The sequence below is a fragment of the Psychrobacter immobilis genome (assembly GCF_904846175.1).
GTDB lineage: Bacteria > Pseudomonadota > Gammaproteobacteria > Pseudomonadales > Moraxellaceae > Psychrobacter > Psychrobacter immobilis_E.
In genome coordinates this window covers 417512-441604 of record NZ_CAJGZM010000002.1, presented here as the reverse complement: position 1 = coordinate 441604, position 24093 = coordinate 417512, and the positions used below count along the sequence as shown (strand labels likewise).

Genomic DNA, 24093 nt, shown 5'->3' with positions numbered 1-24093 from the left:
AGCTTTGTGCTCGAAACCTTATTGTCACTGAGTAATTACCTATCATACTGGTTTAGTTAATCTAACCTATTGAGCCCAATGTTTAGTAATTAGCTATCATACTGATGTTCCTATATTATTGATGGCTTCTATTTTAAACGATGTGCTGTATTTGATTGTTTTATTGGTGATATAAATATTCTATAAAGTATTTGATTTAACAAATACTTTTCTAGGCTTTCTTCAGCATAGCTCAATTCTCAGTCATTTACTTATTTACAATTTGTGAATAATACTTGATTAGTTTTTCTTTTGCTTCTGCAATAGTGGCAGTCCTTCCTTCAACGAAGTCATTAAATATATGACGAGTTTTTGGATTAATCGGGCTATCGCCAACTCCAATACTACCGAGAACATGCTTGTGAAGAATGCGCCGCTTGGCGATCTCTTCCTGGCTGACTTTCACATTTTCTGAAAAATTTAAATTACTTTCATTCTCTTTAATATGTTTCTGTTTCATTCCTATTTCCTTGAAATGACTTAATTATATGAGAGATGATTATACTAACGGTTGAGTAGCTATATTCTTGGAAACTGTCTGCTGAATTAGCTCAGTCTTTCAGGGTTTTACATATCAAGCCTATCATGTAGCTCGAGCATTTTAGGATGCCTAAATAGCGATAGTTTGTATTAAGAAAACGGACGGTAATCTTAAGCCATTCATAATCTATTTTATTAATATCTTACTGCCGCCAAACCTTATAGTGTTTCTTAGCAATAGCTGCCACAATATTAAGCAATGTTTATTTGATATTATATATTCATAAACTTAGTGCTGTGCTCGCACTGTGAAGAGCATAAGAGATATGAATATCTTTTAATAACGTGTATTTATCAGTCTTTTATAGGTGGTTCCATTGTAGCGGTCTATTAACTAATCAATTAGGCTTATTAGGTGGCTCCACTAGCGTATAACAAGAACAGATTTCGACATATCACGAATCTATTTATATTTAGGATTAAAGCTTAACTACTTAAAAAAATAGAAACGCGAAAACAACCTCTCTATTAAATCTTAGATTCGATTAACTTCAAATTAAATAGCGGGCTTGCGATGTAATTGCAATCTCAGTGAGCATATGTACACAGACTGTGTTACACTATATTAAGAATATCAAAGAATTATTTCAGATTGTAAATATTCTGTTAAACGAAAAGAGTCAGTTATTCTAAGGTAAGTACGTAATACCAGCGGGTTCCAGATTGCCAAAAGATGTGATTTCAGCTTTATAGCACGGTGAGGATCATTATTTATCTGAGTACTGAACTTCACATGATCGAAACACTAATAAATCTAATCCTTGGAGCTTTACCATGCAATTTAAAAAATCTTTAATGACCGCTACATTAGTTACTATTGGCGGATTCGCTGCTATGTCTAGTGCGAATGCTGGCGAAACCACTAGTGAATTTGGCGTTAGTATGGAAGTTGATTCTATATGCACTGTAGATGCACCTCCTGCAGCTGTTGTTCTTGCTAAAACTGAAGCAGGCAAAGCGACTACCGCTGTAACAGCAACTACTGCGCTTGTATTAAATTGTTCTAAAGGTTCTGTTGCTACTATTGGTCTAACACCTGTATCAACTGGTAGCCTCGACGGCACTGGCACTCTGCTTGGTGGACTTGAGACACTTGAAGAAGTGGCGTATAAATTAACCTCTGGATCAGCTGGCGGCACTGCTTGGGGTACTACTGATACTATTTCTACAGCAGAATTCGCAAATTATGCTACCGCCATCTCTACTCCTATATATCTCACAGTGACCGATAACGCCGACGTTACGCCTGGTGCTTACTCAGATACTGTTAATATTTCTGTAGCCTATTAATTTCAATGTTAAGTCTCTGGTTACGCCGTGTTGCGAGACCTGCGATTATCTCTAGCTTGATACTATTTAGTAGTGGAGCAATGGCGAGTGGCCTACAAGTCTCTCCCATTTCCTTAAGCTTACAAGCTAGAGAAAACGCCAGTGGCCTGACCCTTAGTAACTCAAGTGACGAAGTGATAAGTGCGCAAGTGCGCATTTATCAGTGGTCACAGGATGAAAAAGGCGATCAGCTCACATCCTCACGAGGATTATTGGCCAGTCCGCCAATGATTAAGCTCAACCCCGGTGACAAACAACTGGTTCGAATTATCCGTGCTAAGGCTCCGCCACAAGGTGCTGGAGCGGTGGAAGATAGCTATCGAATTTTTGTTAATGAGTTGCCCATTAAATCTGCTACCCAAAAGACAGGCTTGCAATTTGCGCTAAGTTATTCTTTACCAGTATTTGTGCAGCCCGTTGGCATTGTCAAAACTGATCCACAATTGCAATGGCGTTATAGCTTGCAACTAGATGGTAAGCAAATAACATTACGCGTTAGCAATAGCGGCAATGGTCATGCCAAGTTGATTGACCTGAGCATTGTAGACACTGCTGGCAATAGCGTTAATATACATCAAGGTTTACTGGGTTATGTTTTACCAGATGCCACTATGAACTGGACACTGAAAGTACCACCCTCCGCCATAACAAATGGTGCGATAGTCGGTAAATTCAAGGTAACGATCAATGGCACTCAAACGATGCAGGACGTTACACTGGACAATAGCACTCGCTAAAGCAGTTTTGTTGCAAAGTATGGCTATCTCTCTCAGCCATGCTGTTGAACCAAATAAGCTCGCCTCTAAAGATATTACTTCTACCATCATTGATGATATTAGAAAGGCTCAGCTCAACTTAAACAGTGAAAGCACTGACGATGATGAAGCTGATCTCGATCTGTATCTAGATGTCACTCTTAATCAGACCAGCTCTGGTTTGGTAAATTTCGTGTACCGCGAAGACCAACTCTGGGCCAACGCTGATGTATTGCAACAGCTTGGCTTTATTGTACCCCCTGATAGCACCGAACCCATAGCGTTAAATAGCCTGCCTGATCTCAAGATTGACTATAATGCACGGCGGCAAACGCTGAGCCTTATCGCACCTCTAAGTTTACTCAACCTAGACACGACCATACGCAATACACGCAGTAATCAGCGCCTGCAACCCACTGCATCGCCAGGCATGTTATTAAACTATAATATCTATGGTAACCAAACCCACAATAGTGCTAAAAACCTCAGTGCTTTTACAGAACTGCGTGCGTTTAATACTCTCGGTGTACTAAGCTCTACAGCATTGACCACAGCCACTCACTCTGCTGGCAGCAATGGGGATAGCAGCAATAATGACAAGGATTGGGACGGACGCACCGTGCGTTTGGATACCAGCTGGAGCAAATCATTCCCTGATAAGCTGATTACGGTTCGTGCTGGTGACATTCTCACAGGCGCCCTGTCATGGACGCGCTCTACGCGCTTAGGTGGTCTACAACTTGGGACTAATTTTGACTTACAGCCTTATATAGCAACCACTCCATTGCCCTCGTTTTTTGGCTCCGCAACCTTGCCCTCAGCAGTAGAGCTGTATGTGAATGGACTTAAGCAATATAGTGGTGACGTACCAACCGGACCATTTGAGCTACAGACGGCTCCTAGTTTCAGTGGCGCAGGCAATGCTCAGTTGGTGGTAACCGATGCATTAGGGCAGAGCACTACGCTCGAGTTCTCTTTATATGATGCCCATCGCTTGCTACAGCCGGGGCTTTCCGACTGGTCAGTAGAGTTGGGTGCGGTGCGCGAAAATTATGGTAACAAGTCCTTTGATTACGGTAATAATATTGCTGCTAGTGGTACTTGGCGTTATGGGGTGAGTAACCGTTTTACCGCAGAAACCCATGCCGAGGTAACCAATGGTCTGAGTAATGCCGGAGTCGGCGGCACTTGGTTATTAGGTCGTGCAGGTGGCATCTTATTTGCCTCGTTAGCGGGCAGCCAGAGTCAAGGGCAAGATGGCGCCCAATACAGCACAAGCTACACATGGAATAACAGTCGCTTTAATATCGGCGCCAGTGCCACAGGCACGAAAGGTGCTTACCGTGACGTAGGCAGTCAGTATGGATCTGTACCCGTTCGGCGCAGTAAGCAGATATCTACAGGTTATAGTACTCAATCCTTAGGTAGTTTTGGCATGAGCTATAACCAAGTGTCACTTGCGGATCAGGAAACCACACAGTTCGCCAGTGCCTATTGGAGTAAGTCCTTTGGTCGACGTCTAAGCTTGAGCGCTAACCTTAATCAAGACCTCAATAACTCTGCTAACAGCAGTGCTTCTATCGGCGCTTCATTCTCGTTAGCTCGTAATATTTCGATGAATAGCAGTATGCAGCATACAGACGAGCGTGATGTATTTGTGGCTGATATTTCACATTCAGTGCCAAATTCAGGCGGCATAAACTGGCGCGCGCAAGCAAGACACATTATAGATAATAGCCTAGATAGTAATTCTAATAGGAGTGACAGTAACGATGGATTGGCGGAATTAAGTTACCTTGGTCGCTATGGCCGAGTACAAGCGGGTGTAAGCGTCAATGATGACAGTTACGCTACTTACGCTAGTGGCACAGGCTCACTAGTCATGATGGGCGGAGGAATCTTTCCAACCCGCCAAATCAACAGTGGTTTTGCCGTAGTCTCTACTAACGGTATCGCCAATGTGCCTGTACTCCTACAAAACAGTACTATCGGTACTACTAATAGCCGTGGCTTGTTACTGGTGTCGCCACTGAATGCTTACCAAAGCAATAAAATTGGTATTGATCCTCTGGATTTGCCCGCTGACTTGCGGATTGACAAGGTGAACATTGATGCCACCCCAACTGACCGCGCCGGCACCATAGTAAACTTTGTTATCACGCCGGTGCGCTCAGCATCGGTTGCCCTAGTAGACAGTGATAACGAACCGCTGCCGCTTGGCAGTCAGGTACGCCAGCTCACCAACACAACTGTGCTATCAACAATCATCGGTTTTGATGGCGAGGTATATCTGGATACGCTGGATGAGCATAATGTGCTAGAGATAATTAATCCCTCTGGTGAAATCTGCAATGTCAGTTTTGACTATCAAAAGCAGGGTGATGAGATTCCATTACTCGGCCCTCTCATCTGCCAGAAGGTAGAAAAATAATGCAACGATTGCAAATAAAGACGTTCCAATGGCGTTACAGTTTATTGTTGATGCCCATCGTGTTGTGGTTACCAACAGGGAACACGCAGGCTGCAACTACTTTTGATTGCACAGCAAGCGTGTCCGATGTAAACCTTGGTAATATCACCCCAGCCAATGCTGATAATGCTAATCTCAATTCTATACAAGTGAATTGGTCATGCACTAATACTGGCACTGACAGTGGGTATGTGTCAATTTGTCTTGGAGTCGATGGTGGCTTGTCTGATCCTTTGCTCATCATCCCACGTTACATGTCGACGGAATCAAGTAACGTATCTAGCTTAGCATTCACCATGACACGTGCAAATAGTGGCACTGTTTTAGGACGGCGCACAATAAGCCCTGATCTAGAATTCACGACATTTAGTTACGTTGTTCCAGGAACACCTAAATCTGGTTTCTTTCGTATGAACGTGACACTGCTACCAGGATACAGTAATAAACTTGCTACCCAAGGTCTCTACACCGCAGACTTCACAGGTGCCAATACGGCAATAACATATAGTCAAACTGAAAATGGTGACCCCAACACAAAATGTAAGTCCGAAACCGAAGGAACTCGTCGATTCCCGTTTAAAGTCAAAGCTACTGTCATCGATAGCTGTGAAATCACTGCTAAGCCAGCTGATATCGACTTGGGCACTGTTTCGGCGAGCGTGATTGATACTACAGGTAGCAATAGTATCGGTATAACTTGCACCAATGATGCTCACTACAACATTGGATTAGCTGCTATCAGCAGCAATAAAACAGATGGTTCGGGCATTATGAGTGGAACCAGTGGTAACTCAGATTTGGTTCCTTATCAACTGCGATCCGCTGATGGAGCAGCGTGGGGCAACAACGGGAGCACTTATTCTACCTTAACAAACGGCGTGCTTGGTCAAGGTAATGGAGCAGTTCAATCACATACTGTGCATGTCATCGCACCTAGTGCTGACTTCAAGCCAGATCATTACTCTGATATAGTCACTATTAGTGTGAATTATTGATAAAACCTGTAAATTTAGCCATTTTTAGCCCATTAAGATAACTATCGTTCGAACTGATGACACATCCTAGTGTCATTATTAAAAATTTCCTGTTAAGCAAACCGCTGATGTGCTACAGACTTAGTCAATGCTGTTATCTAAGCGACTATTCCAGTAAAGGGCGTTATTACAAATAGCTGATAATCTTTTGAATACTTAGTTTTTCTTGGATCTGTCTTATTTTTTTCATTCACAAACAAAATCCTTCGCCATCTCTTTATATAAGATAACAAAGGATTTAGTATCACACAATAATATGATAGATAATTACTCAATGACACTTATAGCTCAAACGCCCTTTCAATCGCATCGTCTAAGCGTTCTACTGCAATCACATTGATACCTTTAAACTGCGGCGCATCTTTGGCAGGCGCATTGGCTTTAGGGATAATCGCGTGTTTAAAACCATGTTTCATCGCTTCTTTTAAGCGTTCTTGACCATTGGGTACTGGGCGAATCTCACCAGACAAACCGACTTCACCAAATACTGCCAGTGATGACGGCAACGGCTTCTCTTTTATACTAGAGGCACACGCCAACAGCACCGCCAAATCAGACCCGGTTTCTATCACTTTCACGCCACCAACGACGTTGACATAAACATCTTGTCCGCTGGTATGGATACCGCCATGGCGATGCATGACCGCCAGCAACATTGACAGTCGCTGAAAGTCCAATCCCAACGCCATGCGTCTCGGTGAGCCTTGCGAATCATCAACCAAGGCTTGTACTTCTACCAATAGCGGCCTGGTACCTTCACGGCTTACCATCACCACAGAGCCAGCCACAGGTTTGTCATAACGGCTCAAAAATATCGCTGACGGATTGGCAACTTCTTTTAGCCCCATATCAGTCATGCCAAAAATACCTAATTCATTGACCGCCCCAAAACGGTTTTTGACCGCGCGTATCATACGAAAACGTGAATCAGATTGACCTTCAAAATATAAAACCGTATCAACCATATGCTCAAGCACACGCGGACCGGCAAGCGTCCCTTCTTTAGTCACATGTCCCACTAAGAATAATGCCGTACCAGTTTGCTTGGCATAACGGGTTAAAATGGCCGCCGACTCACGAATCTGACTGACGCCGCCCGGTGCCGAATTTATCGCATCGGTATAAATGGTCTGAATAGAGTCAATAATAGCAATCGCTGGCTGCTCTTGCGTCAACGCCGCACAGATCGTTTCAACATTGGTTTCAGCAAGTACACGCAACCTATCAGCTGGCAAATCTAAGCGTTTGGCACGCATAGCCACCTGTGCCAATGATTCCTCACCTGTCACATACAAAGCGCTACCTGCCAATGAATCAGCCTTTGCCATATTGGTCGCGGTTTGCAGCAAAATCGTCGACTTACCGATGCCTGGGTCACCGCCTATCAAAACGACGGAACCGGCAACCAATCCGCCACCCAACACCCGATCAAACTCACTGATACCGGTCGGTAAGCGCGTATCCAAACCGACGCTTACGGCATTGAGTGGCATGACTGCACTATGTGTGCCAGAGTAGTTTCCAACGGGCGCACCGTCGCTACGAGAAACGGCGCGGCTAGGATTGGGTTTGGCCATGTTTTTGTTATGATGCGGCATACTGACGTTTGGTGCTTCAACCAAGCTATTCCATTCGCCGCAATCTGTACACTGTCCTGCCCACTTACCGAAATGCGCACCGCAATGCTGACAAACATAACTGCTTTTATTTTTTGCCATAACGTATGAACCTTATTCAGCTGGTCAATCGAAAGTAATAAATAGAGAGGAATAAATAGAATTTTATGAAGCTCTGTAAGAGCTTCAATACAAGAGTGATAGAGATGATATAACAGCCTGTAGAATCAGGCGGTAATTTATAGAAGACGGCGCTTGTAAAGACTGCTGTTATAAAAAAGCAATCGCCAAATATTAAGTTGCAACCTGCCTGCCAACGAAATATTTGACTAAAAATATAGATAAGGTTTTAGAAAATTATATTAGTTAAGACATGAGATTTTTTATACCTGAAAATCCTTACCAAGGTAAACAGATTTTACCAATTCATTTTCTAATACTTCGCACGACGTTCCTTCAGCGATGATGGCGCCTTCTGAAACGATATAGGCTTTTTCACAAATCGCTAAAGTATCTCGCACGTTATGGTCAGTGATTAACACCCCAATACCGCGATTTTTTAACGTTAAAATAACGTCTTTAATATCACTTACCGAGATAGGATCAACACCAGCAAAAGGCTCATCCAATAAGATGAATTTAGGGTCAGCAGCCAAAGCGCGAGCAATCTCACAGCGGCGACGTTCACCGCCTGAGACACTCATGCCCATTGATTTGCGTACATGTTCTAAATGGAACTCACCGATCAATTTTTCAAGCTCTTGCCTCTGCTCAGAGGCGCTCAATTCTTTACGAGTTTGCAAAATAGCTAAGATATTGTCTTCAATCGATAATTTACGAAAAATAGACGCTTCTTGCGGCAAATAGCCAATGCCGGCGCGCGCACGCTCATGCATGGCATATTTTGATAAGTCCATTTTTCCTAAGGTGACACGGCCTTTATCCATGTTGACCAATCCTACCACCATATAAAAACTGGTGGTTTTGCCCGCACCGTTTGGACCTAGTAGTCCGACGACTTGTCCTTGTTCAACAGAGAATGACACATCTTTTACTACCCAGCGTTTACCATAACGCTTGCCTAAGTTTTGCATCGTTAAACGAGCGACAGGTTCAGAGCTATTCGCTGACGCTATAGAGTCATTATTAAGCTCATTGCTACTAACAACATTATTTTTAATATCACTCATAACTTACTCATCACTTACTTGTAAAGTTGCAACACTCAAGCGCTAATATGGATAGCGTAAATACGGACGGCCTAAAGGTTTAAAAGTTTAACGATTTTAATGCATACAGCTTTATTAGCCATCCAATCAATTATCATTTGATACATTAATCAGTACAATCGTTTAACGTATACTGCTTTGATTGGTACTGTTATTAGGCGGGAAAACCAACTCTACACGTTGATTGCCACCAGCGGTTGCTTCTACATCGCCCGCTTTTAAGCTATAACGAATGACATTACCGGCAAAACTTGCGCCATTTTGTACCAGTTTTGCATTGCCTGTAAGCGTAACGATACCTGTGACCGCATTATAGTCGATTTTATTAGCCTGACCTTTTGCCAAGCCTTTTTCTTGCGTAACGACTTGCTGCATGGTGGCTGGACGACCAGTTGCGACGGCCGAATTGATACTGCGACCCTGTGATAGATTGACCGTAATATTATCAGCGGTCATCTTAAACGTCCCTTGGGTAATCACTACCGTACCCGAATAACTGGTAACTCCTGTGCGTTCGCTATAAGTGGCTTTATCAGCTAATAATTTTATTTCTTGATTGGCATCTGATGGCAAGGCATGGCTGTATAACGGCAAGGCTAATAGCATCACCATCGGCAGCGTGCGCAATCCCTTTGATACTTGGATAGAGCGCGTCGATAGCAAGCGTAAAGTAGGCAAAAAAGTGGATTTCATAAAAGTTACTCGTGTCATTATGGGTAGTAGAGTTTGCAAACTTCCTGCTAGGTGCTGCTGTTAATAAGCATGTAATATCAATGTAAGGGCTAAAATCATCGGGCAATGTGGACAATATTAAAGCTAAATCTGACATTAATTTGAAACTTAAGTTATTACTAAAGATTTTAAAACAAGGCTTTGTCTTGGCGTTTCGCAGGCGTAAAAGCAACGGCAACCTTGCCAAATTCATAGTCACCAGTTTCAAGATTGGCTTTCATGCTTGATGCCTCAAAGCGATTCATCCCTTGCTCAACTTTTACTGGCTCATCACTATAAACTTGACCTGACTTGGTATTACCTTTTAGTGTGGCACCGGTCACTTTGATAGGTTCAACATCAGACGTACCTGCCTTACCTTCACTGACTAAGGAAAAACCACCTGATAAGCTCATGTCGCCCGTCTGCTGACTGATCGCGGCACTACCCGCTTCAATGCGATAGCGCTGCTCATCTGAAGGCTCCCAATTCATCGTAATGCCTTTCATCTCATCCTTATTGGTCACAGGATTATGGGTCAAGGATTCAGCACTAAGTTCGTACTCTGTTTTTCCCTCATCGTTGGTCTGCACCGCTTTAATGTCGGTTGCTTCATAATCAACATCACTCGCTCCAATACTGACCGGTGGCGTAATCTCTCCTTGCTGCTTAAAAAACCAGCCAGCAATCACAGCGAGAATCAACGCAAGAACGATTAAAACACGAGTATTCACGACAAATCATCCTGAGTGTTGGCTTCATCAAGCGTATAAGAGGCAATAAAATCTTGATAGTGTCCATGACCCTTTAAAATAAGATCACATATTTCACGTACAGCGCCCGTACCACCTGCGCGCGTGGTCACCATATGGCTGCGTTTTATAACTTCTGCATGTGCGTTTGGAACAGTGGCGGCAAAACCAACGGTTTGCATGGCTTTGATATCGGGTAAATCATCGCCCATATACGCACAATCGGCAGCGGTAATATTGAGCGCAGGATCAAGCATAGCTAATAGCTCATTTAGAGCAATCAGCTTGTCATCACGACCTTGGACGATATGATTGACACCCATCTCAGCAGCGCGCTTGTCTACCATAGGGCTGCTACGACCGGTAATAATAGCGGTCAAAATACCATAACGTGCCAACGATTTAACGCCCACGCCATCTTGTACTGAAAAGGCCTTGGTCTCAATACCATTGGCATCATAAATAATCTGACCATTTGATAAAATACCATCAACATCCATGACCAATAACTTTACCTGTCCGGCTTTTTTAATTAAGTCTTGCATCAGTGCTCTCTTATTAAAGGCTTTTTTAATATGGTAGTTATTAATATAGTACTTATTAATACAATAATCATTCATTCAATAATTGTTAATGCACTACTTATTTTACACCGGCTTGTAATAAATCATGCACCGTGATGACGGCTTCCAAGCGCTCCGACTCATCAATGATCAGCAACTGGCTAATCCCATTTTCATTCATCACACTCAGGGCATCTGATGCGCGCATGCTTTTACTGACGCGACGTGGATTGCTCACCATCAGCTCGCGCATAGGTGTTTGCAAATCAATGCCTTTTTCTAAGCTGCGGCGTAAATCACCATCGGTAAATACACCGACCACTTTTTGCTGGTCATCAGTGACTACTGTCATACCTAGACGCCCAGCTGACATAGTAAATAACGCGTCTTGTAGCGGCGCTTGTTGATTAATCAGCGGTAAGTTTTCTGAATTAGTATGCATCAAATCTTCAACGCGCGTCAGCAATTGTCGTCCTAGCGCGCCAGCAGGATGTGATAACGCAAAGTCTTCTGATGTGAAGTTGCGAGCATGAACCAAGGCTACTGCCAAGGCATCGCCTAATGCTAAGGTCGCCGTGGTACTAGAAGTCGGGGCAAGATTAAGCGGGCAAGCCTCTTGTGATTTACCAAGCGTCAAAACGATGTCCGCCGCTCGTGGTAGCATACCGCGTTTGTCTCGACTGATACTAATGAGCGGAATATTCAAGCGTTTGACTACGGGCAGCAGCATTCTAATCTCATCTGACTCACCCGAGTTTGAAATAGCAAGTAACACGTCGCCCTGTACCAACATCCCTAAGTCGCCATGCCCTGCTTCACCGGGGTGCATAAAAAACGCTGGCGTTCCCGTAGAAGCAAAGGTTGCCGCTATTTTACGCCCAATGAGTCCTGACTTCCCCATTCCCGTCACCACGACACGTCCTTGACAAGCTAAGATAATATCGCAGGCTTGGGCAAATCTATCATCGATTTGCTCAGTTAACAATTCTAGTGCCGCCATCTCAGTATGAATCGCTTCGATAGCAGTACTAATAAATTGTTCATGAGTGACATTGCGTTGGGGGTTATTCATACAGCAGCTCGATATTCAGTGACTTTACATTCAAAAATCTTACATTCAACAACTTTAACTTTATCAACTTAAAACTCTAAATCCATCAGCCGAAACGGGCAATGAATCAATGGAATATTTTACTATACTATTTACGATATTGATAACGCTCTATATCAGTGATGCTCTATGTTAATAGTATAAGTATAAAACATGATGAAGTGGCAAAACTTTAGTCTTAATCTAATTATTACTAGGGGCAATTATACGTCTATTTATACAAAAAAAACCCACTATAATATAGTAGGTCTTAATCAGATATAAAACATTTTAATAACATAGTTCTAATCGATCATATATAGCTATTTATTGATTGCTATCATCAGAGTCGTCGTTTGGCTTATTCTCAAAACCCGAATTATCTGACTGATTCTCAAAACCACGATCCTGACCAAAACCACCACGCTCAAAACCGCGCTCCTGACCTTGAGTAAAGCTGCCGCGCTCGAAACCACGCTCTTGACCTTGACTAAAACCGCCACGATTAAAACCACTACGATTGGCAAAACCGCGCTCTTCAAAACCACCGGTACTCGCAAGATTACTACCGCGCTCAAAGCCACTACTCATACCACCACCTTGATAACCAACGGGTGCAGCAGTTGGCGTGGCTGTACTGGTGCCAGTTGCTGTGCTACTTCTAGGATTGCGCGCTGGCACTACTGTTGAGATGGCATGTTTATAAACCATTTGGCTAACGGTATTTTTTAGCAACACTACATATTGATCAAATGACTCGATTTGACCTTGCAGCTTAATACCATTGACTAGAAAAATAGAAACAGGGATGCGATCTTTGCGCAGCGAATTCAAGAACGGATCTTGTAAAGTTTGTCCTTTTGACATGAAATCTCTCCTAAATATTATATAATTATTTTTAGTGCCACTTATTCTTGGTGTCGCTTTAATTATAATGGCTATGGGCAGATACAATAATAAGTTTTATTTATAAAACGTATCTGAATAAGCACTAATTCTTGTTAAGTAATTCCACTTTATCGTGAATACGTTATTATTGTAAATAATTAAGTAACTACTTCTTTTTCAATTTATTTTGCAAGCTAATTCATCAACAAACGTTAATTAATAAGCATTAAAAAAATAGTTGTATAAATATAATTCACACTAATTTACTATGGTTTAAATTATAACAGTTATCTGTTACGTATATTGAAATTAATTGTGAATATTTTCTTATACCCTATACAGCTTTACAATCAAGTTATATTGCTAATATTTTGTAAAATAAGAATTTTTAGCCGTTTACAGCAACAACATATAAGTCTTTTATATCACGAGCTATTTAGAGAAGGTTAATATAAATAATCTCGTGCCTGCTCCATCGTGATAAATGAGCGTAATATCATCTTATCAGGGGCAGAATGATTCATATCAATAGATGAGGACGTTATGCTTGATGCAACTGTGACAGAATCTGAGAGCTGCATCACTTTGCGCAGCCACGTGTATTGACGCTTTGCTAACTGCCTTGTCGCATATAATGCCTTATTTTGCATTTGCTGACAAGCAAGCGCCTCCGTTTGGTTAGTGTGCTCAGTTAATTGAATGGTTAGCTGAGCAGCGCGCTCGGGGTTTATCTGCCCACTTATTGAAGCATCTATTTCACCAAAAGCATCATAAAATTGCGCTTTATCCAAATGCGCTTGTTCAAATATCGGATGCTTGATATGCACCAGGTATTCTAATACTTGTCGATAACCGACGCAGCGCATGGATGGTAAATTGGGCGTCAGTGGGTACTGCTCAAGCAATCCAATCACTTCCGCCACCAACCCGTCATGCCACATAATATCCAAACGTTGCTCGATACGCTTATGCAACCACGGGCGATCAGGCATCACCGCCAGCGCATGCCATTGCTGATTGGGATTATCAGCCAAGGCTTGCTTGGGCTTTTTTTGCCAGTCACTGATGGGTATATTAGTTTGCAGATACACTTCAACTGCCCGAGTAATACGCTGAGTATCAGTGCCGTTCAGTCGCTCATGGCTAATCGGATCTATCTTACCGAGATACTCATAAAGCGCACCAATACCTTCCTCTTGCCGCCACTGCTCTACGCGCGCGCGAACGCTATCATCACTATCCGGTACGGGAGATAGCCCATCAAGTAGCGCCATGTAATACATCATAGTGCCGCCAACAAGCAAGGGTATTTTGCCTTTCTCATGACAGCTATCAATTAAACGAGCAACATCTTGCACAAATTCAGCGACGCTATAGCTTTGCATCGGGTCAATGATATCAACCAAATGGTGCGGATAGCGCGCCAGCTCAGCAGCTGTTGGTTTCGCCGTACCGATATTCATATTACGATATATCAATGCCGAATCGACCGAAATTAGCTCATAACGTCCAGTATCGTATAGCTCATACGCTAGTGCCGTCTTGCCACTCGCAGTCGGTGCCATCAAACACACCACGCTATTATCCGTTAGCTTGGAATTTAGGCGATAAGATGAGCTATCAGACGAAAGTTGCATAGGATTACCTTTATGTATTATATGATTAGCACTAAGTGAATTTGCGCCATGTCACTGCTAAAGTTTGCTTATTATATTTCTTATATATTTTCTTAAATACTCTCTTAATATAGTCATCAAGAGATTCACTCAGGAGCAGATGACAGCATTAATGTAACCAATCGATGACTATCGATAGACTTGATCGCGTGTTTAACAAGTAAGGCTTCGATATCTGCTATAAAAATCAGTAAGTCTTGTGGTGACATTTGCATGCTGACGCTAGCAAGTTGCTGATTAATGGCAGCCGCACTGTGCAATATCTTATCTTTTTTAAATACCATATCGCCAAATACACGGGACTCAAACAAGAGACTCATTTTTGACTGCCAAACTTCAGCACTAATTAATAAATATTGGCTTTGGTAATAAAACAATAACAGCGGCAGCGCTTTATCTTCGATATATGTCGTGATAGCAGATTCACTTAACACCTCATTTAAATCGTTAATCACATCTAGACAATAAGGCAAAGATGTCGAATTTATTGCTACATCATTAGCGACATTTAGAGTGTTTTGACTGATATTTTTACTAAAATTTTCAGCAACACTTAATGTGTTTAGGAGTTGAGAAGTATGGGTATTTTCTGAAAACTGATACGACTGTTTGAGTGCTTGTACTTGTTGGCTTTTCGTTGAATGAATGGCTGGTGGCGCCTGTTGCCTTCCAGCAGCGAAGGCGTTATTGATAGACAGGCTATTATCTAATACTCGAGTATCATCATGAGCGGAATTAATGATTTGTTTAGTAGCAACCGCTTTAAGCTTTAATTGAATCGCATGACTAAGATGCGCCAAGATATTATTTAGCGGGCTGATTTTAATGCGTTGTTTAGACGGATGGACATTGATATTGAGCCACTCAGTTGGCAGATCAAAATAAAGCGCGTAGCCAATACCAGTTATTTGAGCATTTTGGGCAAGTTGGCGTAGCTGATTGCTAATCAATGCTTCTTTTACCAGTCGTCCATTCACATAAATCAACTTTGGAAAAGCACTCTGAGAACCATTGCTAAGCCATAACCAACCGTTAATGCTCGCTTGACCACCAAAGTTATTATTCACATAGTCTTTAGGCAATTGCATCAAACTGGTAAGGTCGATGGATATTTCTAAGGCGTTGTCCGTTAATGGTAACCCAGTCGCTTGCTCAAGACGTGATAAAGGCAGACGATGAGCGTTATTGTTGCTGTTATTAATGTTACCGTTATCATTTGCAGACATTGCTGTTGAAGAGCTTGCTCTTGAAGACAGTGACAGCCGCTTTTTATTATCATGAAACAGCGTCAGCGCCACATCTGCGCGCGCCAAAGCCACTTCGCGGACAATCGTTTCGATATGACCGAACTCGGTCGCAATAGATTTTAAGTTGCCGCGGCGTGCTGGCACATTAAAGTATAAATCCTTGACGGTAATGGTCGTGCCACGGTGATGCACGACTGGCAGCAGTTTTGGCCCATCATCCAATACACCGGCGACTTGCAATTGGCGACCAACACCACTGTCATCATGACTACTGGTTAAAGTCAAACGAGAAACTGCCGCCGTCGCTGCCAACGCTTCACCGCGAAAGCCCAATGTCGTAATACCGTGCAGGTTAGCCACATCAGCGACTTTACTGGTCGCATGGCGAGTAATTGCCATGACCATATCATCAGGATGAATACCCGTGCCGTTATCCACCACTTCAATCATACCCATGCCACCTTGGGTAATACGTATCTCAATATTGGTCGCACCAGCGTCTATCGCGTTTTCAAGCAGCTCTTTAACCACAGCGGCTGGGCGTGTCACCACCTCGCCTGCTGCCAATTGATTGATGAGCAGCGGCGATAGTTTTTTGATGCGGCTATTGGAGGGATTATCTGGCATTAATGAGTGTCATACTTTTATAAAACATCAGAGGCAGTAGTGCGGTTTAACCTAAACTTCAAGAAAAGATAAATCTAAGCCCTGCGCTTGACCAGCCTTCGATAGTCGCAGCTCAACCTGACGCGCTTCTTTATCATTATCAGTACTAGTAGCTTGCGTCATATCAATAAACAAAGTCGGCGGTGGTAAATAGCTGTCCGCACGGCTGGCCCATTCGATAATAACCAAGGCGTTTGGTTCATCCAAATATTCATCGAAACCGATAAAAGACAGCTCTTCTGGGTCTTGTAAACGATATAAATCAGCATGATAAACAGGTTTAATTGACCCGTCGCCTTGCTCAATATTATAGGGCTCGACCAAGGTATAAGTCGGGCTTTTGACCGCACCTACATGTCCGAGCGCCTGCAACCAATAGCGCGTCAGTGTCGTTTTACCAGCGCCTAAATCACCTGCTAACCAAACGCTACCCGATAAGGGTAATGCCGCCAATTTCACCGCCAAGCGCCGAGTATCTTCTTCAGAATGCAGCGTCAAGGTTTTCACATTTTTGTCTTCTTTTATATTATTAAGCATCAGGCTTACCTTCCTTTACTTGCATCTGTACTTGCGTTTGTACTTGCATAGTCACGGATGGATTGATAAAGCTTTCACCAGCAATCAGTTTGGCATATAGCTCAGGGTCATGCCATTCTGCCTTCACTTGCTCGCTAAACTCAAACTCTTCTAACACCAGCTTACCCATTTGCTCATTGGCTACATCGTCCGCAAAGCACTGTGCATAACCGGTTGCAGTCTCATGAGCAATCACCGAATAAACGCTGACATCAGATTCACCATTTTGCATTTGGGTTTGTTTTAGAATTTCTTGCGCCCAAAAGAAGATGACGCGTGAGAACTGCTCTGCTGATGGCGATACCGGCAGACTTATCCAGCGCGCACTGAATTTTTTACAGGCAGCGATATACTCTGAATCGTCTTTATTCCAAAAACAAATCGCATGATCAAAGCTGTCGATAATGTCCTTAGTAGACGATTTTAATAGACCGAAATCATAAACCATTTGCCCATGGTCTAAGCGCTTAGCCTCAAGAATCAATTCAATCTGATAGCTATGCCCATGGATAGAATGTTTGCAGCGCTCAGAGCTACAATTACGCACGACATGCGCATTTTCAAATTTAAACAGTTTACGAATACGCATAGTAATTAACCAAAACAGTAAGCTTCATTGTGCTAAACATGAATATTATAAAGGTTTGCCGCGACGACGCATCGGCTTGCGGCTCATTATAGCAAATCAGGATGACTCCGTAAGTAAGCACTTATTAATAGCAATATTGGCTAAATAAACCCATGACAATAAACACCCATTTATTAAAGACCGTTTATTAAAACCCCTCTCAAAAAACAGCTTTAAAAGAGGTTTCGTTAAATGCAATCGTAGGTGAATTGTGCTCTCGCTATCTATTACGACGCCTTAAGTCTATACTGATTGTAGTAAGCACAATTTGCGTCATCAGTATTACCCTAATCTTTAAGCTTGTTTATTTTGGCTTTAAAGGTATTACGGCTTATCTCAAGAGGAAAACACCATGAGCAAAGGTCAAGATAGTAAGAAGAATGTGAAGAAGAAACCGCTATTAACGGCAAAAGAGAAAAAAGCCGCTAAACAATCTAAAAAAGATGACAACGGCAGTATCTTAGGTAAACATTAATATCGAGTGCATTACTAAGCTAATTGAAGCTAGATTAATCTAAGATATACTATTAAAGCTATGCCTATCGAACCTAATGGTTTGATAGGCATTTTTTATGCAAAGCACTTTTTTTATAGTAGCGACTGCTTTTATGCTAGGAACTGCTTTCATACTAGCTACTGATATGATGCTAAGTACTACGCGGTGCAAACATAATAATCGCCATGCCTAATAGCGCGACGATAGAACCCAATATATCCCACGTGGTTGGTCTAATACCATTCACCGTCCATAGCCATAAAATCGCCATCGAAATATAAACACCACCGTAAGCGGCATAAACTCGACCAGCTGCGGTTGGATGTAAAGACAATAGCCAGACGAAAGCGACTAAGCTTAGTGCACCAGGAACAAGCAGCCAAATCGACTTGCCCTCTCGCAACCATAAATAAGGCAAATAACAACCTGCAATTTCTGCTAACGCGGTCAGCGCAAACAGTCCAACGGTTTTTAATTCAGTCAAACCATCCACTCCTAAACAGTGATAAATCCTGTCATATACTGCACGGCATTACCAGAAATCAGTACCCTATCACCTGCAACGACGCAGTCTAAAATACCACCGCGACGTGATGCTTGATAAGCGACCAAGTTATTTTTCCCCAAGCGCTCCGCCCATAATGGTGCTAAAGCAGTATGAGCTGAACCTGTCACTGGGTCTTCATCGCCACCATTAGCAGGCCAAAAATAACGTGAGATAAAATCGTAATCTTTGTAGTCAGCAGACTTAGCCTGACAGGTGACCACTACATCTAATGGCGCAAGCTGTTTTAGTCGCTCGTTATCGCGCTCTACGTTTAGGACATTTGCTTCAGCATTATAAATCACAAAATATGCTTGGGTGTTTTTATAAACTTCGACTGGTGCAATAGACAATCCTGCCAGCAAACTCTCGGGAATATCTTTGACCTTTTCAGGCTTATTATTAGGAAAATCCATTTGTATTTTGCCATCGTCTGTTTGCATGATGGTTAAAACGCCAACGGCTTTGGCTGAAAATTTAATGGTTTCTACATTAGGATTTTTGTTAAATAACACAAAGGCTGACGCCAAGGTTGCATGACCGCAAAATGCAATCTCAGTAAAGGGAGAAAACCAGCGGATATGATAAATGCTGTCATCTTCAAGAACAATAAAAGCTGTCTCCGATAAATTATTCTCAAAAGCAATAGACTGCATTAAATCATCATTTAACCAATCATATGTAATGATAACCGCCGCTGAATTGCCTTTAAAAACGGTATCCGTAAAAGCGTCAACGACATTCATCTCTAGTTGCATAGCATTCTCTTATTTTTATTAAAATCAGTTTTGGCTATCTTTATGTCCAACATTTACACCCAACGTCTGACTTTTGCCTTATAAGTCTCATAAGCCTTGCCAAATTTCTGTGCCAACATCCGCTCTTCTGGCTGGATTTGAAAACGGGTCATATAAAGTATAAAAAGGGGCAACAACACAAAGGCAAGGAAGTGCGACAGATATAATGCCCAGCTGAATAAGATAAGCACCAAACCCACATACATGGGATTGCGGCTATATTGATACACGCCGCTGGTCACCAAACTTGAAACCTCTTCAAGCGCTTGCGGGTTGGGTGTGGTCTGCGCTTTTCTAAATTGAGTGACGCCTAGAATACCGCTACCCAGTCCTATGACACCCAAACCCACTGCCAATGCAGTTGAGCCACCAAGCGAGAACTTCAAAGCGGGAGCAATTTTAGAGATGCCAACCATAGCAGCTGCGGTAACGATAACTTGCGCTACTGGCGGTACTTTCAGCTCTAGAGAATTCATAATGAAACCTTAGATAGAGTTAAATGATATATGAGCGGTTAATTACTTATCATAGTACTGATTATTTTTTTAACTTTCTGTCTTTTAATTTTTATCCGTTAAACACTTTACGCCACTATTGCCCCTACTTTACAAGTTTTAAGTGACTATTCATATTAGAATGAGCGCCTTTATTATCCCTAGAAGGTTATAATTATCATCTGTTGAATTTTTACCTTTTGCTCTAGTGAAGGTGTTATTTCTAAGACTGTAGTTGAATTTGAATGAGGAAGTTAGTGTCATGATGCGTATCGGATTGTTTTTATTAACCAACTTAGCGGTGATTGTGGTCTTTAGCATCGTATTTGGTATTTTATCCAGATTTTTTGGGATTGGTGGCGTACATGGCGCGGGCGGGCTAAATTACACCAGTCTTGCCGTTATGTGCGGTATATACGGGATGGTTGGTTCGATGGTCTCGCTATTTATCTCAAAATGGACGGCGAAAAGATCAACGGGAACAGTGGTCATAGAAACGCCAAGCACCGCTACGGAAAAATGGCTGGTTGATACCGTCGCTAAACATGCGCAGGCGGTAAATATTGGGATGCCAGAAGTGGGGATTTTTAATAACTCACAGCCGAACGCGTTTGCAACGGGCTGGAACAAAAATAAAGCATTGGTTGCGGTCTCATCTGGACTAGTACAAAGTATGACGCCTGATGAAATAGAAGCGGTGCTCGCGCATGAGATTGGCCATGTGGCCAATGGCGACATGGTCACACTGGCGCTCATTCAAGGGGTGGTGAACGCCTTTGTGATGTTCTTTGCGCGTATTATCGGCAGCTTCGTCGACCGCACTGTATTTAAAAATACCAGCGATGGTCCGGGTATTGGTTACTTTGTCACCAGTATGGTGATGGATGTTTTGCTTGGATTTTTGGCGTCTGCCATCGTTATGTGGTTTTCGCGCCTACGTGAATTCCGTGCTGATGAGATGGGTGCAAAGCTTGCCAGCCGTGACAAAATGATAAGTGCGCTTGATGCCTTGCGTCCTTCTGAGCAGCGTCCAGACCAGATGCCTGAGAGCATGAAAGCGTTTGCTATCTCGTCAGGACAATCTACTGGCTTTAGTATTGCAAACATCTTCCGCTCACATCCAACGCTTGATGATCGTATTGCGGCGTTGAGGAAGTATAATCCTAGTGAAGCGTGATTGGTTTAATGCCGAGCCTGCTACTTGTTAACAATTTCAGTGTTAAAACTTAATGGTAAATATTTTATATAAAGAGTAGTGGGTGCTGGGATATTGGCTCTTTTGAACCTAAGGTGTGTCCTAATTTTAAAAATGGTGATAAAAATGAGATAAATTGTAGCCAAACTAGGAAAGTAGCGTCGTTAATATCACGATATTACCCAGCTGTTTGACGAAGTTTGGCAAAATTTAGCCATTTTTAGCCCATTTAGATGTCCATCGATTGAATTGAGGACAGGCCCTAACTTTCACACTGTACTTTTTTAAACTCCCACTCCATTGAGCCGACCTTTTTGGCAACTAAAATATCACTACCTGATAAAAACAAAACACCTTTAATACCTTCAAAATCATCGCCTGTACAAGTGTAATGGCTATAGAAATCTATTTTCAACGCAAAGGCTTGAATCAGTACATCGCTATATTTTGAGATATTGCCAACAGCGACGAGACTCATACCCATGATAAATACAAAAGCGATGCCTGTAAGCAGTTTTTTACCCAAAGGCTGACGGTTAGTTGTTGCTGGTTTATCTGTTTTTTTGAAATAAAAATATAAGCCAATAGCTATCAGGTAACTGCTGAGTAATGCCATGATGGCGTATTTAAAGAAAATAATAGCCGTCAATACACTAGTAGTAAGCGCTAAGTTACTGGGGTCAACTAAAAATATGCGATTCACTTCCCCAATTGCCCAAAGATAAGCACGCGCACTGATTAAGGCGACCAGTAAATAAAGGACAACCTGACCCCAGATGCTAGACTTTAGGTAGAGATAAACGATATTTTTAATCGATACCATAATGAGCATGATAAATAAAACAGCAGCGATTGACAGGGTAAGACCATAAGACACATAAAACGGCAAATGTAGCGCAAAACTTAATACTAAGGCACTACTAAGAATAACAAGTATGATGGCAAACTTAGCAAAAAGCTGTGTGGTTTGAATCAGCCATTTTCTAACAGCATCAACAGTAATCTTTGGCGTTTCTACAGGTTTTTGCTCATCAATATTCATGGATACGGTCCTTCTTTACATAGAGTACAATCAGAGCTAAGGTAATAGCTTGAGCGCGATGTGTTGGGGCAAATGAATGACCGTTATTTTCTCAGCCCAATCTGGCTCAGTGAGATGCAGCAAACCAGCTAAAACCATCGAAGACTTCTGATAAATTCTTTAAAAGCGTTCACAAACCCAAGCGCCGTATCGTTGCAAGATACGATAATGATATTAGATGGCGCTTGCTGAAGTCGTTAGGTTAATCAGCTAAAAAGTCTTTAAAAGCATGATTTTTAAGAAAATTACTGTCTAGCGCGACAATTTTCCTTATACCATTCATAGCAATTATTTTTATGATAGAAGTAGCCACACAAAAAAGCATCCTATCAAGCCATGGCTCAATAGGATGCTTTTTATTTAACAGACAATAAAAGCTAACGCAAGAATTTAAATATCAAATTCAAGCGCTCTATCGCCGTTGCTATCTTTGATACGCGTTGGCAAACCAATCTCATTTAGCAAGTTGATAAATGGTTTAGCATCAAGCTCTTCAACGTTGACCATTTTGCCCGCATCCCACTCGCCAGTCGCGACTAACATCGCAGCAGCGACAGGTGGCACGCCAGCAGTATAAGAGATGCCTTGGCTACCGACTTCGTTATAAGCGTCTTTATGATCGGAGATGTTATAAATAAACACCTCGCTATCAACACCGTTAATTGTGCCTTTAACCTTGTCACCGATACAGGTCTTACCCGTATAGTTTGGCGCTAGCGAACTTGGATCCGGCAGTACTGCTTTGACCACTTTCAGCGGAATCACTTCTTGCCCTTCAGCAGTCATCACCGGCTGCTCAGACAATAGACCTAGGTTTTGGAGCACAGTAAACACATTGATATAATGCTCACCAAAGCCCATCCAAAAACGAATATTTGGCACATCTAAATTGGCTGATAAGGAATGAATCTCGTCATGACCACTTAAGTAACTGTTTTGCACACCAACGACTGGCAAATCATCGGTACGCTTCACTTCAAACATCTTATTCGACTGCCACTTGTTGTCCTGCCAAGAATAAACCGTACCGGTGAATTCACGGAAGTTAATCTCAGGATCAAAGTTGGTGGCGAAATATTTACCGTGGCTGCCCGCATTGATATCAATAATATCAATATCAGTGACTGAACCTGCATCCATCATGTCATAGCCAAGACGTGCATAGGCATTGACCATACCGGGATCAAATCCTGCACCCAAGATTGCCGTGACATTATTGTCCGCACAGCGCTGTTTACGCTTCCATTCGTAGTTCTCATACCATGGCGGCGTTTCACAAATCTTGCGAGGATCTTCATGAATAGCAGTATCGATGTAAGCCACGCCTGTCTCAATACAGGCTTCTAACACGGTCATATTCACAAATGCCGAACCGACATTGATCACGATTTGAATACCCGTGTCTTGGATCAGCTGTATCAGCGCCTGGGTATCCAACGCATCAACTTGATGCGTATGTAATACCGCAGGCTGCTTAAAGCTGCTTTTTTCTATGACGCTTTGGGCAATGGCATCGCATTTATCTTGAGTACGGGAGGCAATATGAATCTCGCCAAGTACGTCGTTATGCATCGCACATTTATGCGCGACCACTTGTGCGACACCGCCTGCACCAATGATGAGTACATCTTTTTTGCTTGGTTTAGCTTGTTGGTTTGTGTTCAAAGAACAATCCTC

Annotated in this window: 23 protein-coding genes; 6 read left to right on the top strand and 17 right to left on the bottom strand. The window is 42.5% G+C overall.

Translation table 11 applies throughout. The features are described 5' to 3' along the window. Positions 1–247: 247 nt before the first annotated feature. Positions 248–499 carry a hypothetical protein gene (locus JMW39_RS04380; RefSeq protein ID WP_201544191.1) on the bottom strand — a complete coding sequence of 84 codons (252 nt, stop codon included), beginning with the start codon at positions 497–499 and terminating at the stop codon, positions 248–250. 914 nt (positions 500–1413) lie between these two features. On the opposite strand from JMW39_RS04380, the gene JMW39_RS04375 reads away from it, so the two are divergent. Genes JMW39_RS04375 through JMW39_RS04360 form a run of 4 tightly spaced genes read left to right on the top strand, consistent with a single transcriptional unit; the run spans position 1414 to position 6128 of the window. Continuing rightward, positions 1414–1869, top strand: coding sequence for a spore coat protein U domain-containing protein (locus JMW39_RS04375; protein ID WP_227679271.1), 456 nt, complete (start codon positions 1414–1416; stop codon positions 1867–1869). Between the two features lie 5 nt (positions 1870–1874). Continuing rightward, positions 1875–2645 carry a molecular chaperone gene (locus JMW39_RS04370; protein ID WP_201544189.1) on the top strand — a complete coding sequence of 257 codons (771 nt, stop codon included), beginning with the start codon at positions 1875–1877 and terminating at the stop codon, positions 2643–2645. A 19-nt stretch (positions 2646–2664) separates the two neighbouring features. Beyond that, positions 2665–5094 (top strand): fimbria/pilus outer membrane usher protein, encoded by a 2430-nt coding sequence (locus JMW39_RS04365; protein ID WP_227679266.1) that lies wholly within the window; start codon positions 2665–2667, stop codon positions 5092–5094. Then, entirely contained in the window at positions 5094–6128 is a 1035-nt protein-coding gene (locus JMW39_RS04360; RefSeq protein WP_201544187.1) for a spore coat U domain-containing protein, read from the top strand. The genes JMW39_RS04365 and JMW39_RS04360 overlap by 1 nt, the downstream gene beginning before the upstream one ends. A 320-nt stretch (positions 6129–6448) precedes the next feature. Here JMW39_RS04360 and radA read toward each other — a convergent pair whose 3' ends face one another. From radA to JMW39_RS04305, 11 genes are all read right to left on the bottom strand, one after another. Continuing rightward, entirely contained in the window at positions 6449–7885 is a 1437-nt protein-coding gene (gene radA / locus JMW39_RS04355) for a DNA repair protein RadA (RefSeq protein WP_201544186.1), read from the bottom strand. 281 nt (positions 7886–8166) lie between these two features. Continuing rightward, positions 8167–8877: an LPS export ABC transporter ATP-binding protein gene (gene lptB / locus JMW39_RS04350; protein WP_201544307.1), complete on the bottom strand. Its 711-nt coding sequence runs from the start codon at positions 8875–8877 to the stop codon at positions 8167–8169. A 258-nt stretch (positions 8878–9135) separates the two neighbouring features. Continuing rightward, the gene (gene lptA, locus JMW39_RS04345) at positions 9136–9624 is read right to left on the bottom strand and encodes a lipopolysaccharide transport periplasmic protein LptA (protein WP_201544305.1); all 489 of its coding nucleotides are present in this window, start codon (positions 9622–9624) and stop codon (positions 9136–9138) included. Positions 9625–9872: 248 nt separating this feature from the next. Then, positions 9873–10457, bottom strand: a complete 585-nt coding sequence (gene lptC / locus JMW39_RS04340) for an LPS export ABC transporter periplasmic protein LptC (protein ID WP_201544184.1) — start codon at positions 10455–10457, stop codon at positions 9873–9875. Further along, a complete protein-coding gene (locus tag JMW39_RS04335) occupies positions 10454–11020 on the bottom strand; it encodes a KdsC family phosphatase (RefSeq protein WP_201544182.1) in 567 nt (188 codons plus the stop codon). The genes lptC and JMW39_RS04335 overlap by 4 nt, the downstream gene beginning before the upstream one ends. A 97-nt stretch (positions 11021–11117) precedes the next feature. Beyond that, positions 11118–12110, bottom strand: a complete 993-nt coding sequence (locus tag JMW39_RS04330; RefSeq protein WP_201544180.1) for a KpsF/GutQ family sugar-phosphate isomerase — start codon at positions 12108–12110, stop codon at positions 11118–11120. A gap of 345 nt (positions 12111–12455) precedes the next feature. Beyond that, positions 12456–12995, bottom strand: coding sequence for an RNA chaperone Hfq (gene hfq, locus JMW39_RS04325; protein ID WP_201544178.1), 540 nt, complete (start codon positions 12993–12995; stop codon positions 12456–12458). A gap of 467 nt (positions 12996–13462) precedes the next feature. Then, a complete protein-coding gene (gene miaA / locus JMW39_RS04320) occupies positions 13463–14653 on the bottom strand; it encodes a tRNA (adenosine(37)-N6)-dimethylallyltransferase MiaA (RefSeq protein WP_201544171.1) in 1191 nt (396 codons plus the stop codon). A gap of 125 nt (positions 14654–14778) precedes the next feature. Further along, positions 14779–16566 (bottom strand): DNA mismatch repair endonuclease MutL, encoded by a 1788-nt coding sequence (gene mutL / locus JMW39_RS04315; RefSeq protein ID WP_201544169.1) that lies wholly within the window; start codon positions 16564–16566, stop codon positions 14779–14781. A 51-nt stretch (positions 16567–16617) separates the two neighbouring features. Continuing rightward, the gene (gene tsaE, locus JMW39_RS04310) at positions 16618–17142 is read right to left on the bottom strand and encodes a tRNA (adenosine(37)-N6)-threonylcarbamoyltransferase complex ATPase subunit type 1 TsaE (protein WP_201544166.1); all 525 of its coding nucleotides are present in this window, start codon (positions 17140–17142) and stop codon (positions 16618–16620) included. Next, positions 17135–17770 carry a 6-pyruvoyl trahydropterin synthase family protein gene (locus tag JMW39_RS04305; protein ID WP_201544158.1) on the bottom strand — a complete coding sequence of 212 codons (636 nt, stop codon included), beginning with the start codon at positions 17768–17770 and terminating at the stop codon, positions 17135–17137. The genes tsaE and JMW39_RS04305 overlap by 8 nt, the downstream gene beginning before the upstream one ends. Before the next feature lie 391 nt (positions 17771–18161). On the opposite strand from JMW39_RS04305, the gene JMW39_RS13305 reads away from it, so the two are divergent. Further along, the gene (locus JMW39_RS13305) at positions 18162–18284 is read left to right on the top strand and encodes a hypothetical protein (protein ID WP_020443648.1); all 123 of its coding nucleotides are present in this window, start codon (positions 18162–18164) and stop codon (positions 18282–18284) included. A 172-nt stretch (positions 18285–18456) separates the two neighbouring features. On the opposite strand, the gene JMW39_RS04300 is transcribed toward JMW39_RS13305, so the two are convergent. From JMW39_RS04300 to JMW39_RS04290, 3 genes are read right to left on the bottom strand one after another with little or no spacing between them, the layout of a single operon-like run. After that, positions 18457–18789 (bottom strand): YnfA family protein, encoded by a 333-nt coding sequence (locus JMW39_RS04300; protein ID WP_201544156.1) that lies wholly within the window; start codon positions 18787–18789, stop codon positions 18457–18459. An 11-nt stretch (positions 18790–18800) separates the two neighbouring features. Continuing rightward, positions 18801–19607 carry a PhzF family phenazine biosynthesis protein gene (locus JMW39_RS04295; RefSeq protein ID WP_201544154.1) on the bottom strand — a complete coding sequence of 269 codons (807 nt, stop codon included), beginning with the start codon at positions 19605–19607 and terminating at the stop codon, positions 18801–18803. Between the two features lie 53 nt (positions 19608–19660). Then, on the bottom strand, positions 19661–20122 hold the full coding sequence (locus JMW39_RS04290; protein ID WP_201544152.1) for a methyltransferase family protein: 462 nt from the start codon (positions 20120–20122) through the stop codon (positions 19661–19663). A gap of 280 nt (positions 20123–20402) precedes the next feature. On the opposite strand from JMW39_RS04290, the gene htpX reads away from it, so the two are divergent. Next, entirely contained in the window at positions 20403–21317 is a 915-nt protein-coding gene (gene htpX / locus JMW39_RS04285) for a protease HtpX (protein ID WP_201544150.1), read from the top strand. Positions 21318–21597: 280 nt separating this feature from the next. Here the strand turns inward: htpX and JMW39_RS04280 are convergent, their stop codons facing one another. Next, positions 21598–22377, bottom strand: coding sequence for a hypothetical protein (locus tag JMW39_RS04280; RefSeq protein ID WP_201544141.1), 780 nt, complete (start codon positions 22375–22377; stop codon positions 21598–21600). Positions 22378–22806: 429 nt separating this feature from the next. Next, positions 22807–24081: a saccharopine dehydrogenase family protein gene (locus JMW39_RS04275; RefSeq protein WP_201544140.1), complete on the bottom strand. Its 1275-nt coding sequence runs from the start codon at positions 24079–24081 to the stop codon at positions 22807–22809. Between the last annotated feature and the right edge of the window lie 12 nt (positions 24082–24093).

What these genes read in the sequence shown, in the direction of transcription:
- JMW39_RS04380 (WP_201544191.1), bottom strand. Translation starts at nt 499, where the DNA reads ATGAAACAGAAACATATTAAAGAGAATGAAAGTAATTTAAATTTTTCA.
- JMW39_RS04375 (WP_227679271.1), top strand. Translation starts at nt 1,414, where the DNA reads ATGTCTAGTGCGAATGCTGGCGAAACCACTAGTGAATTTGGCGTTAGT.
- JMW39_RS04370 (WP_201544189.1), top strand. Translation starts at nt 1,875, where the DNA reads ATGTTAAGTCTCTGGTTACGCCGTGTTGCGAGACCTGCGATTATCTCT.
- JMW39_RS04365 (WP_227679266.1), top strand. Translation starts at nt 2,665, where the DNA reads ATGGCTATCTCTCTCAGCCATGCTGTTGAACCAAATAAGCTCGCCTCT.
- JMW39_RS04360 (WP_201544187.1), top strand. Translation starts at nt 5,094, where the DNA reads ATGCAACGATTGCAAATAAAGACGTTCCAATGGCGTTACAGTTTATTG.
- radA (WP_201544186.1), bottom strand. Translation starts at nt 7,885, where the DNA reads ATGGCAAAAAATAAAAGCAGTTATGTTTGTCAGCATTGCGGTGCGCAT.
- lptB (WP_201544307.1), bottom strand. Translation starts at nt 8,877, where the DNA reads ATGCAAAACTTAGGCAAGCGTTATGGTAAACGCTGGGTAGTAAAAGAT.
- lptA (WP_201544305.1), bottom strand. Translation starts at nt 9,624, where the DNA reads ATGGTGATGCTATTAGCCTTGCCGTTATACAGCCATGCCTTGCCATCA.
- JMW39_RS04335 (WP_201544182.1), bottom strand. Translation starts at nt 11,020, where the DNA reads ATGCAAGACTTAATTAAAAAAGCCGGACAGGTAAAGTTATTGGTCATG.
- JMW39_RS04330 (WP_201544180.1), bottom strand. Translation starts at nt 12,110, where the DNA reads ATGAATAACCCCCAACGCAATGTCACTCATGAACAATTTATTAGTACT.
- hfq (WP_201544178.1), bottom strand. Translation starts at nt 12,995, where the DNA reads ATGTCAAAAGGACAAACTTTACAAGATCCGTTCTTGAATTCGCTGCGC.
- miaA (WP_201544171.1), bottom strand. Translation starts at nt 14,653, where the DNA reads ATGCAACTTTCGTCTGATAGCTCATCTTATCGCCTAAATTCCAAGCTA.
- mutL (WP_201544169.1), bottom strand. Translation starts at nt 16,566, where the DNA reads ATGCCAGATAATCCCTCCAATAGCCGCATCAAAAAACTATCGCCGCTG.
- tsaE (WP_201544166.1), bottom strand. Translation starts at nt 17,142, where the DNA reads ATGCTTAATAATATAAAAGAAGACAAAAATGTGAAAACCTTGACGCTG.
- JMW39_RS04305 (WP_201544158.1), bottom strand. Translation starts at nt 17,770, where the DNA reads ATGCGTATTCGTAAACTGTTTAAATTTGAAAATGCGCATGTCGTGCGT.
- JMW39_RS13305 (WP_020443648.1), top strand. Translation starts at nt 18,162, where the DNA reads ATGAGCAAAGGTCAAGATAGTAAGAAGAATGTGAAGAAGAAACCGCTA.
- JMW39_RS04295 (WP_201544154.1), bottom strand. Translation starts at nt 19,607, where the DNA reads ATGCAACTAGAGATGAATGTCGTTGACGCTTTTACGGATACCGTTTTT.
- JMW39_RS04290 (WP_201544152.1), bottom strand. Translation starts at nt 20,122, where the DNA reads ATGAATTCTCTAGAGCTGAAAGTACCGCCAGTAGCGCAAGTTATCGTT.
- htpX (WP_201544150.1), top strand. Translation starts at nt 20,403, where the DNA reads ATGATGCGTATCGGATTGTTTTTATTAACCAACTTAGCGGTGATTGTG.
- JMW39_RS04280 (WP_201544141.1), bottom strand. Translation starts at nt 22,377, where the DNA reads ATGAATATTGATGAGCAAAAACCTGTAGAAACGCCAAAGATTACTGTT.